Origin of the sequence: Sphingomonas bisphenolicum, from assembly GCF_024349785.1 — a bacterium.
Lineage (GTDB): Bacteria > Pseudomonadota > Alphaproteobacteria > Sphingomonadales > Sphingomonadaceae > Sphingobium > Sphingobium bisphenolicum.
Genome location: NZ_AP018817.1, coordinates 3,475,838 through 3,490,538 on the forward strand (window position 1 = coordinate 3,475,838; position 14,701 = coordinate 3,490,538).

11 protein-coding genes, 1 tRNA gene and 2 pseudogenes are annotated in these 14,701 nt (G+C 62.7%); 3 read left to right on the forward strand and 11 right to left on the reverse strand.

From position 1 onward, the window contains the following. Nucleotides 1-58: 58 nt before the first annotated feature. The 9 genes and pseudogenes from cobA to SBA_RS17325 all read right to left on the reverse strand — a co-directional run bounded on the left by cobA (nucleotide 59) and on the right by SBA_RS17325 (nucleotide 11,371). Nucleotides 59-859 carry a uroporphyrinogen-III C-methyltransferase gene (gene cobA / locus SBA_RS17285; RefSeq protein WP_261935311.1) on the reverse strand — a complete coding sequence of 267 codons (801 nt, stop codon included), beginning with the start codon at nucleotides 857-859 and terminating at the stop codon, nucleotides 59-61. Further along, nucleotides 846-3,454, reverse strand: a pseudogene (locus SBA_RS17290) (molybdopterin-dependent oxidoreductase). The gene cobA and the pseudogene SBA_RS17290 overlap by 14 nt, the downstream one beginning before the upstream one ends. Then, nucleotides 3,451-3,792 (reverse strand): nitrite reductase small subunit NirD, encoded by a 342-nt coding sequence (nirD, locus tag SBA_RS17295; RefSeq protein ID WP_261935312.1) that lies wholly within the window; start codon nucleotides 3,790-3,792, stop codon nucleotides 3,451-3,453. Before nirD ends, SBA_RS17290 begins: the two are co-directional and overlap by 4 nt. Continuing rightward, nucleotides 3,789-6,316, reverse strand: a pseudogene (gene nirB / locus SBA_RS17300) (nitrite reductase large subunit NirB). Before nirB ends, nirD begins: the two are co-directional and overlap by 4 nt. Nucleotides 6,317-6,521: 205 nt before the next feature. After that, nucleotides 6,522-7,727 (reverse strand): hypothetical protein, encoded by a 1,206-nt coding sequence (locus SBA_RS17305; protein WP_261935313.1) that lies wholly within the window; start codon nucleotides 7,725-7,727, stop codon nucleotides 6,522-6,524. Between the two features lie 72 nt (nucleotides 7,728-7,799). Then, on the reverse strand, nucleotides 7,800-9,044 hold the full coding sequence (locus SBA_RS17310) for a nitrate/nitrite transporter (RefSeq protein ID WP_261935314.1): 1,245 nt from the start codon (nucleotides 9,042-9,044) through the stop codon (nucleotides 7,800-7,802). Between the two features lie 217 nt (nucleotides 9,045-9,261). Then, the gene (locus tag SBA_RS17315) at nucleotides 9,262-10,476 is read right to left on the reverse strand and encodes a CmpA/NrtA family ABC transporter substrate-binding protein (protein ID WP_261935315.1); all 1,215 of its coding nucleotides are present in this window, start codon (nucleotides 10,474-10,476) and stop codon (nucleotides 9,262-9,264) included. Beyond that, the gene (locus SBA_RS17320; RefSeq protein ID WP_261936779.1) at nucleotides 10,473-11,054 is read right to left on the reverse strand and encodes an ANTAR domain-containing response regulator; all 582 of its coding nucleotides are present in this window, start codon (nucleotides 11,052-11,054) and stop codon (nucleotides 10,473-10,475) included. Before SBA_RS17320 ends, SBA_RS17315 begins: the two co-directional genes overlap by 4 nt. Before the next feature lie 242 nt (nucleotides 11,055-11,296). Next, nucleotides 11,297-11,371, reverse strand: a tRNA-Gln gene (locus tag SBA_RS17325). Nucleotides 11,372-11,493: 122 nt separating this feature from the next. On the opposite strand from SBA_RS17325, the gene SBA_RS17330 reads away from it, so the two are divergent. Together SBA_RS17330 and SBA_RS17335 are read left to right on the forward strand one after the other, a co-directional pair. Beyond that, on the forward strand, nucleotides 11,494-12,009 hold the full coding sequence (locus SBA_RS17330) for a MarR family winged helix-turn-helix transcriptional regulator (RefSeq protein WP_224548467.1): 516 nt from the start codon (nucleotides 11,494-11,496) through the stop codon (nucleotides 12,007-12,009). A 70-nt stretch (nucleotides 12,010-12,079) separates the two neighbouring features. Further along, a complete protein-coding gene (locus SBA_RS17335; protein WP_261935316.1) occupies nucleotides 12,080-12,394 on the forward strand; it encodes a hypothetical protein in 315 nt (104 codons plus the stop codon). Nucleotides 12,395-12,416: 22 nt separating this feature from the next. Here SBA_RS17335 and SBA_RS17340 read toward each other — a convergent pair whose 3' ends face one another. Next, nucleotides 12,417-12,995 (reverse strand): helix-turn-helix domain-containing protein, encoded by a 579-nt coding sequence (locus SBA_RS17340; RefSeq protein WP_261935317.1) that lies wholly within the window; start codon nucleotides 12,993-12,995, stop codon nucleotides 12,417-12,419. 27 nt (nucleotides 12,996-13,022) lie between these two features. Here SBA_RS17340 and SBA_RS17345 point away from each other — a divergent pair, with 27 nt between their 5' ends. Beyond that, complete coding sequence (locus tag SBA_RS17345) at nucleotides 13,023-13,922, forward strand: DMT family transporter (RefSeq protein WP_315975784.1); 900 nt, start codon at nucleotides 13,023-13,025, stop codon at nucleotides 13,920-13,922. Here SBA_RS17345 and SBA_RS17350 read toward each other — a convergent pair. After that, a complete protein-coding gene (locus tag SBA_RS17350; RefSeq protein WP_261935319.1) occupies nucleotides 13,919-14,677 on the reverse strand; it encodes an enoyl-CoA hydratase-related protein in 759 nt (252 codons plus the stop codon). The genes SBA_RS17345 and SBA_RS17350 overlap by 4 nt on opposite strands. Nucleotides 14,678-14,701: the final 24 nt, after the last annotated feature.

Genomic DNA, 14,701 nt, shown 5'->3' on the forward strand with positions numbered 1-14,701 from the left:
ACCCCGTCCGGCCGTCATTGCCGTACAGGATGTTCGGGCGCCGCAGCGATTTCCATTGCTATAAGACGGCAGGATGAGCTTCGAGGGCAGCGGCAGGTACAGTGGCATCCGCATGAGCCACCGCCTCCCCGATCAGTATGAGCGCAGGCCGATCTTCTGCAAATGCAGACGCAACGAGCGGCAGCAGATCGAGCCGGGTGCGTAGTCGCCGTTCGTCAGGCAGCGACGCGTCACAAGTGATGAGGACGGGCGTTGCCCCAGGCAATCCTGCCTTGATCAGCGCCTGGCTCAGTTCAGGCGCGGCGTCTCTACCCATGTAGACGGCAAGCGTACAGGCAGGGTCAGCCAATGCGTTCCAATCCAAATCCAATGCCTGCCCTCTACGGCTATGCGCCGTTATGAACTGAACGCGGCGCGCCACCCCCCTCAGCGAAAGGGAGATGCCAGCCGAAGCGGCGACCGCACTGGCGGCAGTTATGCCCGGACAGATGCGCACGCTGGCACCTACAGCGCGCAGAGCGGCTATCTCCTCTGTCGCGCGCGCAAATATCGCGGGGTCGCCTCCCTTCAACCGCACAATCCGCTTCCCTGCCAGCGCAGCAGAAACGAGCATCTCGTCTATCGTTCGCTGGTCCTTGGAATGACGTCCCGAACGTTTTCCTACGCTGACCCGCTCTACGCCCATCGGAATCAGGTCGAGGACGGCCGGGCCGACCAGTGCGTCATAGAAGACGATCTGCGCCGCCGCGATAAGCTTTTCCGCCTTACGGGTCAGAAGGTCCGGGTCGCCCGGCCCGGCACCGACCAGCCAAACCTCACCCGGCGCGATCAAGTCATCGGACAGATCATTCTGCTGCATGGAGCGTCTCCTGGGTGGCTTGATTCAGGATGTTGGCAAGTGCGGGGCGGCAAGAACCGCAATTCGTCCCCGCGCCGAGCGCCTTGCCAATGGCCGGGACGTCCACCAGCGCCTGCTCGCGAATGGCCGCGACGATCTGATTGAGGCCGATATCGAAACAGACGCAGATGGTTGCGCCCTTGTCCGGTTGGCTGCCGGGACCGCGCGCGGCGAGAACCGAGCCACCCACCCCTTCCGCCTCCAGTTGCCGGATAAGCCAGTCGCGCGATGGCAGCAGGCCCGTGCGCGTCACCATCATCACCCCGCCCAGCCGACCTTCACTAATGGTGGCAATGCGACGTGTGCCACGCGACGCATCCATGGCTTCGACCCGGTCTCCCTGCGGCATAAGCCCTTCCAGTCGCGCCGGGTCGCCATTGCCCGCAAGTTCGTACAGCGCCCCGCCCGGCACGGTGATACGCGTTGCCCACAGGCATTGCGGCCGCACCGGCTCATCGCCACGCAGGATCAGGAAGCCCCGCCATTGCGTCGTCACCCGTTCAATGCTGGCGGGCGTAGATTTGAAGCCGGGTTGACCGGAATGCGGATCGACCAGCGGACGGGCCAGCAGTCCGGTTCGCCCGCCGCTCGCATTTTGATCGGTCCAGTGGATAGGCGTGAAAATCTCACCTCGCCTTTGCCCCTCACTCAATGCCACGCGAAAAATGCTTTGACCTTGCGCCGTCCGCACCTGCGCCAGATCGCGGTCGGCGACACCCAGCGCCGCTGCGTCGTCAGGATGGATTTCGACCATCGGCTCTTCGCGATGCCGCGCCAGCTTGGGCGACAGACCCGTGCGACTCATCGTATGCCACTGGTCGCGATACCGTCCGGTGTTGAGCGTCATCGGCCATGCCTTGAGCGGTTCTGCCACAGTCATCTGCCTGGTCAGAACCAGCCGCGCCTTGCCATCGGCTGTCGGAAACCGGCCATCCGCGAAGGGCGTCCCCCCCAGCGAAAGGGCTGCATCGCGTCATAGGCTTCATTGCCCATGGCGGCCTGAGAACGTAGGTTCAACAGTCGCTGCCCGTCATTCTGGTAGGCCGTCAGGCGTGCGTGTTCGCGCCAGATTTCCGCCGGACGATCATAGGCAAAGGCATTGCGCCAGCCCATGCGGCGCGCGACCTCCTTGATGATCCACCAGTCGGGCCGGGCCTCGCCCGGCAATGGCAGAAAGGGACGCTGACGGCTGACGGTACGATCCGAATTCGTCACGGTGCCGTCCTTTTCTCCCCAACCGGCGGCCGGAAGGCGGACATGGGCGTGCGCGCTGGTGTCCGTATCCGCCATTATGTCCGACACGACCACAAACGGGCATGACGCCATCGCTTCGCGCACGCGTCCCGCATCGGGCAGCGATATGGCGGGGTTGGTCGCCATCACCCACAACGCCTTGATCCGGCCTTCATCCATCGCTCGGAACAGGTCCACCGCCTTCAGACCCGGCTTGGTCGCCATGTTCGGCGCCGCCCAGAAGCGGCCGACCCGCGCCACGTTGTCGGGCGCAAAATCCATATGCGCGGCAAGGGTCGAGGCAAGGCCACCGACTTCCCGGCCGCCCATCGCATTGGGCTGACCCGTAATCGAAAAGGGAGCGGCCCCAGCTTTGCCTATGCGGCCGGTAGCGAGATGAACGTTGATGATCGCGTTGACCTGATCGGTGCCGCGGATCGACTGATTGATGCCCTGGCTAAACAATGTGACGGTGCGCGGCGTCGCGGCAAACAGCTCGAAAAATTGCTGCAGCACGGCCGGTGCAAGGTCGCACGTCTTCGCCGTGGTCCACAGGTCATGCCCGGACCGGACATGCTCCCAAAAGTCCTCGGGCATATCTACGTGCCGCTGCATGAATGTGGGATCGGTGCCACCATGCCGGTCACACCAGGCAAGCAGTCCGTTCATCAATGCAACGTCCGTGCCTGGCTTTACCGCCAGATGCAAATCCGCCCCTTCGCACGTTTCCGTGCGGCGCGGATCGATCACCACCAGCTTCGTCCCCCGCGCCGCGCGGGCAGCCTGTATCCGCTGATAGACGATGGGATGGCACCAAGCCGTATTGGAGCCGACCAATATGATCAGGTCCGCCTCGTCCAGGTCCTCATATCGGGCAGGCACCACATCCTCGCCAAATGCGCGGTTATGCCCGGCGACCGCACTGGACATGCAAAGGCGGGAATTGGTGTCGATATTGCCCGAACCGATGAAACCCTTCATCAGCTTGTTCGCGACATAATAGTCCTCGGTCAACAACTGGCCCGAAACGTAGAAGGCGACGCTGTCCGGACCATGACGCGCGATCGTTTCGCGAAAGCGCTTTGCGACCAGATCGAGCGCCTTGTCCCAGCTTGCCCGCTTGCTGCCGATGACAGGATGAAGCAGTCGTCCGGTCAGCGCCACGGTTTCGCCCAGATGCGTGCCCTTCGAGCAGAGCCGCCCGGCATTCGCCGGATGCGCCTCATCCCCCCGAATGGCGACCGAGCGCGGCCCCAGAGGCGTCGCCGCAATGCCGCAGCCGACGCCGCAATAGGCGCAGGTGGTGCGGATCGCTTCGGTCATGCCGCCCGCTTGTCCATCACGGCCGACCGCAGCAGGAAGATGCGGCCTGCATCGATCTTGAGCGGAATCACAGGCACGCAACCCTTGTCCTCGCCCAGCGCCTCTCCCGTCTTCAGCGAAATGTGCCAGCTATGCAGCGGGCAGGTGACGACGCCGCCATGAACAATGCCCTGCGACAACGGGCCATGCTTGTGCGGGCAGCGATTGACCAATGCATGAAAGTCACCCGTCAGCGTGCGAAAGATCGCGATCTCGTCGCCGCCACGCACCGGCAAGGTGCGCGCGTTGCCGGGCGTGATCTGATCCACGGAACCGATGTCGAGCCAATCGCCAATCATCCTACCATCTCCATCGGCCGCACTTCGGCGATATGTTGGTGCAACTCGCCATGCGCGCCGTCAGCGCGTTCAGCCCAAGGGTCATCCTGGCTGAAGCTTTGTGAATACAGGAAACGGCAACGCAGTGCTTCGCGACCAGCACCATCCTCAACGATCCGCTGTTTGACATAGTCGACACCGACGCGCTCGATCCAAGGCGCCGTACGCTCCAGATAGCGGGCTTCCTCGCGATAGAGCTGAATGAAGGCGGCGCAATAATCCATCGCCTCCTGCTCCGTCGTGACCTTGCAGAGTAGGTCGGTGACGCGGACGTGAATCCCGCCATTGCCCCCGACATGCAGTTCATAGCCTGAGTCCACGCACACGACACCGAAGTCCTTGATCGTCGCCTCCGCGCAATTTCGCGGACAGCCCGACGCCGCGATCTTGAACTTGTGGGGCATCCATGACCCCCAGGTCATCCGCTCGATCTTGACGCCAAGGCCGGTCGAATCCTGCGTGCCGAAGCGGCACCATTCCGACCCTACGCAGGTCTTTACCGTCCGCAGCGACTTGCCATAGGCATGGCCGGACACCATCCCCGCGGCGTTCAGATCTGCCCAGACGGCTGGCAGATCCTCCTTCTTGATTCCAAAAATGTCGAGCCGCTGGCCGCCAGTCACCTTGACCATCGGCGCGTTGAATTTTTCAACCACGTCGGCGATCGCACGCAACTCGCGCGGGTTGGTAAGGCCGCCCCACATCCGCGGCACCACGGAATAGGTGCCGTCCTTCTGGATATTGGCGTGCATCCGTTCATTGACGAAACGGCTCCGCTGGTCATCGACATAGTCGCCCGGCAACGCGCAGAGCAGATAATAGTTGAGCGCCGGGCGGCAGGACGAGCAACCATCAGGAGTCGACCAGTGCAGCTTCTGCATCACCTCAGGGATAGAACGCATATCCTGCGCCACGATTTCGCGGCGGACATCGTCATGGCCGAAGCTGGTGCATTTGCACATGGTTTTGGGACCGGACTGGACATCGTCGCCCAGCACCACGGCCATCAGATTTTCCACCAACCCGGTGCAGCTGCCACAACTCGCCGATGCCTTGCATCCCGCACGCACCGCATCCAAGCTACATGCGCCCTGTTCGATGCAGGCCACGACCTGGCCCTTGCTGACGCCGTTGCAGCCGCATATCTCGGCATGGTCCGAGAGCGCCGCAACGGCCGCCTTAGGGTCCAGTGCGCCCCCTCCCGAGGCGAAGGCTTGGCCGAAAATCAGCAGGTCGCGGATATCGGCCACATCCTCCTGCTTCCTGAGCAAGTCGAAATACCAGCCGCCATCCGCGGTATCGCCATACAGCACTGCGCCGACGACCTTGTCGTCCTTCACGACAACGCGCTTATATACGCCGCGAGATGCGTCGCGCAGGACGATATCCTCGCACCCTTCGCCACCAGAGAAATCGCCGGCGGAAAAAACGTCCAGCCCTGCAACCTTGAGCTTGGTCGATGTGACGGAACCTTTATACCCGCTATGCCGGTCGGTCAGTCCATCGGCCAAACTGCGGCACATGTCCCACAGCGGTGCGACGAGACCGTAAACATTGCCGTCATGCTCGACACATTCACCGACCGCCAGAACGTCCGCGTCGCTGGTGACCATATGATCGTCGACCTTGATGCCCCGTCCTACATCCAGGCCCGCTTCTCGCGCCAATGCTACCGAAGGCCGGATTCCGACCGCCATCACGACCAGACTGGCGGGAATGTCGCGGCCATCCTTCAGGCGGACGCCCTCGACCTTGCCTTCGCCATAGATTTCCGCCGTATCGGCGCCCGTCAGCACGGTCTGCCCCCGCCCTTCCAGCGCGCTCTTGAGGAGCCAGGCGGCCGCTTCGTCGAGCTGGCGTTCCATCAGCGTGGGCATGATGTGCAGCACGGTCACATTCATACCGCGCAAAGTCAGGCCATGCGCCGCCTCCAATCCCAACAGTCCGCCGCCGATCACGACGGCGCTGCCTCCCCCGATGCCTTGCCCGCTTGCGCTGCGGCCAGCATCGTGTCGACATCCTTCATGTCGCGAAAGCTGATGACGCCGGGCAGGTCCTTGCCGGGCACAGGAATGATGAACGGATCGGAGCCGGTCGCAATCAACAGCTTGTCATAGCCAATGGTGCGGCCGGCCTGGCTGGTAACGGTCTTGGCGACCCGATCGATCGCAGTTACCGGATCGCCCACGATCAGATCGATTCCATTGTCATCATACCAGGCACGACTGTTGATGATAATGTCATCGAACGTCTTTTCCCCGGCGAGCACCGGCGAAAGCATGATGCGATTATAATTCACATGGGGTTCGGCCCCGAAGATGGTGACGCGATAACGTCCCGCATCTCGTGCCAGCAATTCCTCCACCGCGCGGCAGCCGGCCATGCCGTTACCCACGACCACCAGATGCTCCCGGACATCGTCCATCGGGACGAGGACATTATCCTCGCTGCTCGTCACCGGCCCCAAACCGTCTTGCAATTCCATCCCCATGACTCCAGAAAACAAAAAAGCCGCCATTCTGGCCTCGGTTAAAAACCGAAGTCAGAATGGCGGCTTTGCCATCATATGTGCCTAGCTGGTTCGTCGCTGAACCGGATCGGCTATGTGAAGAAGGACATCCTTGTCCTTTGCAGCGCAGCATATGGCAAATCAGCCGAGGGCTCAAGTGATTCCTCGAACGCTTTGCAAATCAAATGGCCCAATCGGCCTGCAACCACAGCTTATCGGTATTGGTGGCCAGGGTGCTCGCATCATAATGCGCATAGCGGATCGACAGCATCGCCTTCCTCACCTTCGCAGATGCGAGAATGTCGATTTCATTGCCATAATGCTGATTCAGGCGATCGGCGTCGAAACGATGCCAACTCGCGCCCAGCGCAACCCCAATCAGCGGCCCCATCTGCTTCCAGCCATAGCTGCCCCCGACATAAAGATCGCGCACGCCATTGCCCGGCGTCGTCAGAAACTTGCCGGCCCATCCCTGAAACTTGAAATTGGTCCCAAGCGGCGTTTGAAAACTGGTGAAAGGCAGACCATCGCTGGCCCCAAGCACTTCATAGCCGCCGTTCAGCTTCCAGCCTTTCATTTCCAGCGTAGCGTCGGCCAGCCAGTAATCAGCATCATAGGCATTCGGATTGGCGTGATAATCAGACTGGCGCGCATAGCTGAGCTGGTAGCCGATCTTCATCGTCTTCGACAGGGCCCCGCCGCCTGCCAGCCGCACGCCGTAGGTCTGGCTCGAAAGGCGGAAAGCCTGCACTGCGGCCTCATCCTGATCCACCAGATAGGCAAAGCCCGTGATCGTTCCGATGGGCGCGGCGTAAGACAGGTTCGCGAATATATTGTCGCCGCTTACGGCCTGCTGCCGTGCGCCAATCCCGTCCACGCCCCAGATCGTGCGCACGCTCCACGCATAGGCGACATCCAGTTTCAGGCCCTTGATGGGCACCAGTTCCGCGCGCACCGCGTCGAACGTCTGCGCATTGTCGCGAAAGCCGACATTGCCGACGAACCGTTCATCATCCAGCGCGATCTTCTGTCGCCCGGCGGTCAATGTGATCGCCTTGCTCCTATATTGCAGTTGCGCGACATAGAGGGCGATATTCTGCGGGTCGGCCACCAGCGGGCGGATCGCTGCGCCATTCAACCCGTCATAATAATGGTCCACCACTGCCAGCGTCCCTTGTCCCACGACTGTCGCGCTGATCGCGCCGCTCGTGGCGGTCAGTCCGGCCCGAGCCCGGATTGTGAGGGCATCGGCCTCTTTGGACAGGCCGTCCTGATCCACATGCTCATAGCGAAGCCGCGCTTCGGCGACAGGTTTCAGCGTGATGTCCTGGGCGCAGGCCGGCGCCGCGACGGCCAGCACGGCCGCCGATGCAAGAAGATATTTCATGGAAGTCCCCCCTTCGGACTGGATGCAATGGAAGACGGCGGCCTGCGATGGGCCGCCGTCCATGCTCTACAGTCAGATACGCGCGCCGCTGGTCCAGGTGGCGCGCCACCTGGCCTTCACCAGGGTAAGGCTCAGCACCGCGATCACCGCAAACCCCGCGAAGATCAGGAAGCCTGACGAAAAGCTGCCCGTCAGTTGCTTGGCTATGCCCAGCGAACTTGCGAGATAAAAGCCGCCGATACCCCCGGCCATGCCGACGAGCCCCGTCATCACGCCGATTTCGGATTGAAATCGCTGCGGCACCAACTGGAATACCGAGCCGTTGCCCGTGCCGAGCGCCAGCATGGCAAGGACAAAACAGCCAAGCGCGCCCACCAGCGTCGTTGCGAAAGCGACACCCGCCAGCGCCAGCGCGGCGACGATATAGACCATCGTCAACGTCTTCACGCCCCCGATCCGGTCGGCGAGCGCGCCGCCCAACGGACGGACCAGCGATCCTGCAAAAACGCAACCGGCGGTGCAATATCCTGCGACGATCGGGGTCAGGCCGAACTGGTCCGTAAAATATATCGGCAAGGATGCGGCCAGGCCAACGAAGCCGCCAAAGGTGACGGCATAAAAGGCCATCAGCCACCACGCATCAGCATTTCCAAGCGGCTGGAAATAGTCGATCAGCTTCTTGGGGGCGGGCGGGTTCGGCGCGTCCTTGGCCATGACCATATAGGCCGCGAAGACGATCGAGAGGGGGATACAGGCAAGTCCCAGGACCGCGTTCCAGCCGAAAGCCTTGGCCAGCATCGGCGCGAACAGCGATGCCAGAACCGTGCCCGAATTCCCCATTCCGGCAAGACCCATGGCTTTGCCCTGATGCTCGGGCGGATACCAGCGGCTGGCAAGCGGCAGCGCGATTGCGAAACTGGCCCCTGCAAAGCCCAGAATAACGCCCAGCATCAGCGTCCCGCCGAAGCTGTTGACACCCATCGCCCAGGCGCTGAACAAACCGACGATGACGATGATCTGGCTGATCGCACCCGACCGCTTCGGCCCGATCCGGTCCACCAGCAGGCCATTGAACACGCGCAGCAACGCGCCCGCAAGGGTCGGCGTGGCGACCATCAGGCCCTTTTCCGCCGGAGTCAGCATCAATGTCTTGGAGATCATGGGCGCCAGCGGCCCCAGCAGCACCCACACCATGAAGGCAAGGTCGAAATACAGAAAGGCAGCGATCAAGGTCGGCGTGTGGCCGGCCTTCCAGAAGCTTGTCGCGACGGCGGGCGGCGCGCCTCCTTCTTCACGATCCCAATAAGCGGTAGCCATATGACGCTCCCCAATATGCGGAAAATGGACACGAAAAAAGCCGCAGGCCGGACGTCACCCATTGGATGAATCCGGTCAGCGGCTTTGCTGCGAGATATGATGAGAATGGCGATCCCATCATTGGGACGGCGCATCCTGATAAGCGCGCTTCGTCGCGCGACGGCTATCTTATCTCGTGATTCGCGCCATGTTGCAAGGCACAAAATTCCACGTCAATTCAGCGTGGCGCTCCGAAGCCGGCCAAAAATTCGTCGATCTTTTCCGGGTCGAACACACGCCCATCGAAAAATCGATCCGGCCCCAGCGTCAATTCGCCCCGCCGTGATCCTACCGCCAATGGCAGATCCACCGCCCCTTCCAGCTTCATACTGGCGCCCGGCATGGCGACATCGCTTTCGGCGAGTGCACGGCGAAATATGTCCGGTCGGAACACCGCGCCTGCCTTTGCGGCATTGTCGGGCGAATGCTCGACCATCTTCCAGCGCACAAGCTGAGAATATATCCAAAGGGCCTGGCTGCGCCACGGGAAAAACGTTGCTTCGCGTGCGAAAAGCATGAAGTCAGGATGGGCGATTGGCGCCTCCCCCGAACGCGCGACAATCTGGCCGCTCAATGCGCGACCGATCAACTCCGCCGGTTGATCGACATAGCGTGGATTGGCGAGCAAGGCAGCCAATGCCGAGTGATTGGCCGGATTATCGCACCAGACAGCCGCGCGCGCCAACGCCCGCAACAGGCGGTCGACCGTTTCTGCATTGTCTTCCAGCCAGGCTTCGCGAAAAGCTAGTATCTTTTCTATCCCGCGCTGCCAGATGCGTTCGCCGATCGCCACCGTTTCCGCCAGGCCTTCTTCGACGGCCGCGCTACCCCAGGGTTCCCCCGCGATGAAGCCGTCAATCTCGCCCGCGCGCAGTGCTTCGACCGTCAACGATGGGGGCAGCACGCGCAACACCACATCCCGGTCCGGATCGATGCCCGCACTTGCCAGCCAATAACGCAACATCATGGAATGACTGGAAAAGCGATGGACCACGCCGATGATCGGCTTACGCCGCCAAAGGCCGATCGCCGCTGCGAAATCATGCGCCGTGCCCAATGGATCGGCCAGCCGCGCCGCCACGCTCTGGTCGAGCGCCTGGGCAAAATCGGTCGCCATCACCAGCATATTGCCGTTGACGTTGAGCTTGTAAGGAGCGGCCAAGGCGGCGGGCTGCTGGCTCAGCCCCAAAGTCACCGCAATGGCCAAGGGCGCCAGCATTTGCGCGGCATGGACCTGTCCGAATACCAGGCGGTCGCGAAGTGTCGCCCAACTGGTCGTCCGCACAAGCTCCAAATCCAGGCCTTCGGCTTCGGCAAATCCCATGTCGCGCGCGGCGACCAGCACGGCGGCGTCATTCAAAGGCAGGAAGGCGATCTTCACTGTCGTCGTCATATGCCCCCTCCCAGAAGGTCGCTCGCGGTAATCAGCGCCTGCGCCACGTCGACAATCTTCTTCCCCTGGTTCATTGCTCCCGATCGCAGCAGCGCATAGGCGTCTTGTTCCGAGAGATTGCGCTGGTTCATCAGGATCGACTTGGCCCGATCAATAATTTTCCTCTCGGAAAGCGCCGTGCGGGCCTCGTTCAGTTCGGCCTGCATCTTGGCGAAGGCGTTGAAGCGCCGGACCGCAAGTTCCAGCACAGGCTTCACGCGCTCCTTGCGTAAACCGTCAACCACATAGGCGGAAACGCCCGCATCTATTGCGGCACCGATCATGGCCTCGTCCGATTGATCGACGAACATGGCGATAGGACGGGCCAAGGCGCGGCTGACGATCAGCATCTCCTCCAGAGTGTCGCGGCTGGGACTGCCAAGATCCATCAGCACGACATCAGGGGCCATACGTTCCAATCGTGCGACAAAGGCGCCGCGGGGCGGAACGATGTGAATGTCGTCATAGCCGGCGTCTCGCAGACCTTGCTCCAGCACGGTCGCGCGCAACCCGCTGTCGTCGATAATGACAATTCGCATCAGCGCCCCTTTACCAGCGACTATAGCATCGTTTGGACCGCTTGCATCAACCCAAGCGATTATTCGAACCATCCGTGCGAAACAGGCCGACGAAGCGTTGCCTATGACTGGAAGACGGATTTGCGGCCCAAAGGCCCGCGGCGCCGACAGTTGATGACTTCGTCCAATGTCGCGGGCATGACGGCTGAAGTCCGCAGGCCGCCATCCGAAAGTTCAGGTTTTGCGGTAGTTTGAGAGAAAACTGGCTGGGGCGGCAGGATTCGAACCTGCGAATGGCGGCATCAAAAGCCGCTGCCTTACCACTTGGCGACGCCCCAGCAGGGCCGATCATCTCGGCGCGGATCGCCATATAACGCGTCATCGGCGAAAGGAAAGCCTAGTCATGATAGTTTCGTGACGCCAATATGCGCTTTGTCTCTTTGCCGGATCACACCCCTTCATGTCGGTTTCCAGTTCCCCCGCCTCGCCCGCCCCGATCTCGCCTGCGTCCCCTCTCTTCCTGCGCGAGGACGAGATCAGGCGAGGGATAGAGATGCTGTATTTCGGCTATTCGGCGCTCACCCGATCGATCGATGAGGGGCTGGCTGCGCAGGGCCTGGGCCGGGCGCATCATCGCGCACTCTACTTCATCTCGCGCCAGCCGGACCTGACCGTCAAAGACCTGCTGCGGCTGCTGGCGATCACCAAGCAATCCCTGGGCCGGGTGCTGAGCGATCTGGTGGAGCGCGGCTATATCGAGACGCGGGTGGGTGCGAGCGATCGCAGGCAGAAATTGCTGCGGCTCAGCCCGTCGGGCAAGGCGCTGGAGGCGGAACTGTTCCGCGCGCTGCGCGAAAAGATGGCGACCGCTTATGCTCAGGCGGGACAGGGATCGGTCACCGGATTCTGGCGCGTGCTGGAAGGGCTGATCCCCGAAGCCGACCGGTCGATGGTATTCGGCCTGCGCGGCGGATAGTGTATGCGGGCGAAACCTTCTGCCGCTTCCTGCGCTTATGGGGCTCCATTCAATGGCAAGAGGAGCCACGATGCGCACTTCCCTTATCGCCGCCGCCGCGCTGCTGACCGTCGCCGGCCTGTCCGCCTGCTCGGAAAAGGCGCAGGACAATCTGGACAATGCCGGATCGGCGATCGGCAATGATGTGAGTTCGGCGGTAGACCGTGCCGGCGCGAAGATCGATAACGGCCTTGATGACGCCGGCCGCGCGATCGATCATGGTGCGGACAAGATCGGCGCGGCGACCGACAAGGCCGCAGCCGATGCCAAGCGCGAAGCCGGCGAGACGAAGCGCGACGTCGGCGCCTCGCTGGAAAAGGCGGGCAGCGATCTGCGGAACGAGTGAGCGGGCCTGACGCCCCTGTCGCTTAAAAGACGACGTTTCGGACGAACCGCACCGGCCCTGCTTCGTGATTGACGAAGATATAGGGCCGATCGCTGGTGAAGATGAGAAAGTCGCCGGCCACCACTATTTGGGGATCGGCGCCTTCTCTCTCGACCGTCAACACGCCTTCCATGACATAGAGCATCTCGTGCCAGTCGGCCGCATCCGCTTCGGCAGGATAGGTTTCGCCCGCGGCCAGCGACCAGGTCCATAGTTCGGCTTCTCGCGCGGCGGGGACGGTGCCGAGCAAGGTGGCGCGGCTGTCGGGGCTTTGCCCCCGCCACGCCAAGCTGTCGATCCGGCTGTTGTCGCGCATGTCGGGCGGGCGAACAAGGCGCGAAAAGCTGACGTCCAGCGCCTGGGCCAACCGGTCCAGCGTCGACAGGCTGACATTCGCTTCCCCGCTTTCGATGCCGGAAATCATGCGGCGGCTCACACCCGCCTGCGCCGCCAAACCATCTTGGCTGAAGCCGCGCTCGGTACGCAGCGCGCGGACATTGCCCGCAACATGGGCGAGGACATCCGGGCGCCGCTCCTGCGTCGGCATATCTTGACTGTGCAATATATTGCTCATAGGGCAATGTGCATTATGTTGCACAATGATCCTTCCGACAAGCCTGCAGAAAGCCGAATGATGATCGGCCGCCCCGAACTCGCGTTGATCGGGGTGACGATACTGTGGGGCGGTACTTTCCTGATCGTGCATCAGGCGATGCGCGAAAGCGGGCCGCTCTTCTTCGTGGGCCTGCGCTTTGCGACCGCCGCCCTGCTGACGCTGCCGCTCGCCCTGCCGGTGCTGCGCGGGCTGACGCGGCGCGAACTGGTGGCGGGACTGGTGATCGGGCTGGGCATTTTCGTGGGCTATTCGCTCCAGACCTGGGGCTTGCAGACGATCAGCAGCAGCACGTCGGCCTTCATCACCGCCGCTTATGTGCCGCTGGTGCCGATATTGCAGTGGGTGATCCTGCGGCGGCGGCCCAGACTGACGAGTTGGGCCGGGGTCGCGCTGGCCTTTATCGGGCTGCTGCTGATCGCCGCGCCCAAGGATGGACTGGCTCTGGGGACCGGCGAATTGCTGACCTTGCTCAGCACCGTGGCGATCGCGCTGGAGATCATCTTCATCAGCCTGTGGGCCGGGCGCGTGAATGTTGCGCGGGTGACGGTGGTGCAACTGGCGGTGACCGCCCTGCTCGCCTTCGCGTGCATGGGGCCGGCGGGCGAGAGCGTGCCGCCCTTTTCCTGGTCAGTCGTTTTGAGCGCCTGCGGCCTGGGGGCGATGACGGCGCTGATACAGTTGGTCATGAACTGGGCGCAGCGGACGGTGTCGCCGACGCGGGCGACCCTGATCTACGCCGGCGAGCCGGTCTGGGCCGGGATCATCGGCCGGGTCGCGGGCGAAAGGCTGCCGCCGACGGCGCTGGTCGGCGGACTGCTGATCGTCGCAGCGGTGATCGTCAGCGAGATACGCTTTGGTCGAAAGGCCGATTAGCTCCGTCGAAACACCGGCGCGCGTTTTTCGAAGAAGGCGGCAAAGGCTTCCTGCGCCTCGGGCGAGGCAAGCGTTTCGCGGAACAGGCGTGCTTCCTCTTCGATCCGGGCATTGAGCGCGGTGGGATCGCCCTTCATCAAACGGCGGGTGGCGGCCAGCGCCTGTGGCGGCTTGGCCATCAGCGCCGCCGCCTTGGCGCGGGCATGGTCGAACAGACCCGCGGCCGGGACAATCGCAGTGACGAGGCCGGCGCGGTCGGCGCCGTCTGCATCCATCGGTTCGCCCAGCAACAGCATCGCCGCCGCCTTGGCATGGCCCATGACCGCGGGCGCGAGCAGGCTGGAGCCGGCTTCGGGCACGATCCCCAGATTGACGAAGGGCATGACAAAGCGCGCATCGGGCGCGGCATAGACGAGGTCGCAGTGGAAGAGCATGGTCGTGCCAACGCCCACCGCCAGCCCCTGCACCGCCGCGACCAGCGGCTTGTCGAAGGCGGCGATGGCGCGGATGAAGTCGAAGGCGGCGGCCCCGCCCTCCGGCCCGGCGGTGAAATCCTTCAGGTCGTTGCCCGCGCAAAAGGCGTCGCCCCGACCTGCGATCAGCACGGCGCCGATGTCGGCGCGGGCCGATGCGTCGGCCAGTGCGGCGGTCATGGCGCGATACATCGCCGCGGTCAGCGCATTCTTCTTGTCCGGGCGATCGATGTGGATTTCGATCACGCCTGCCTCGTCCACGATCGCGATATGGTCGCTCATGGTCAGAGTCTCCCTGTCCTGTCT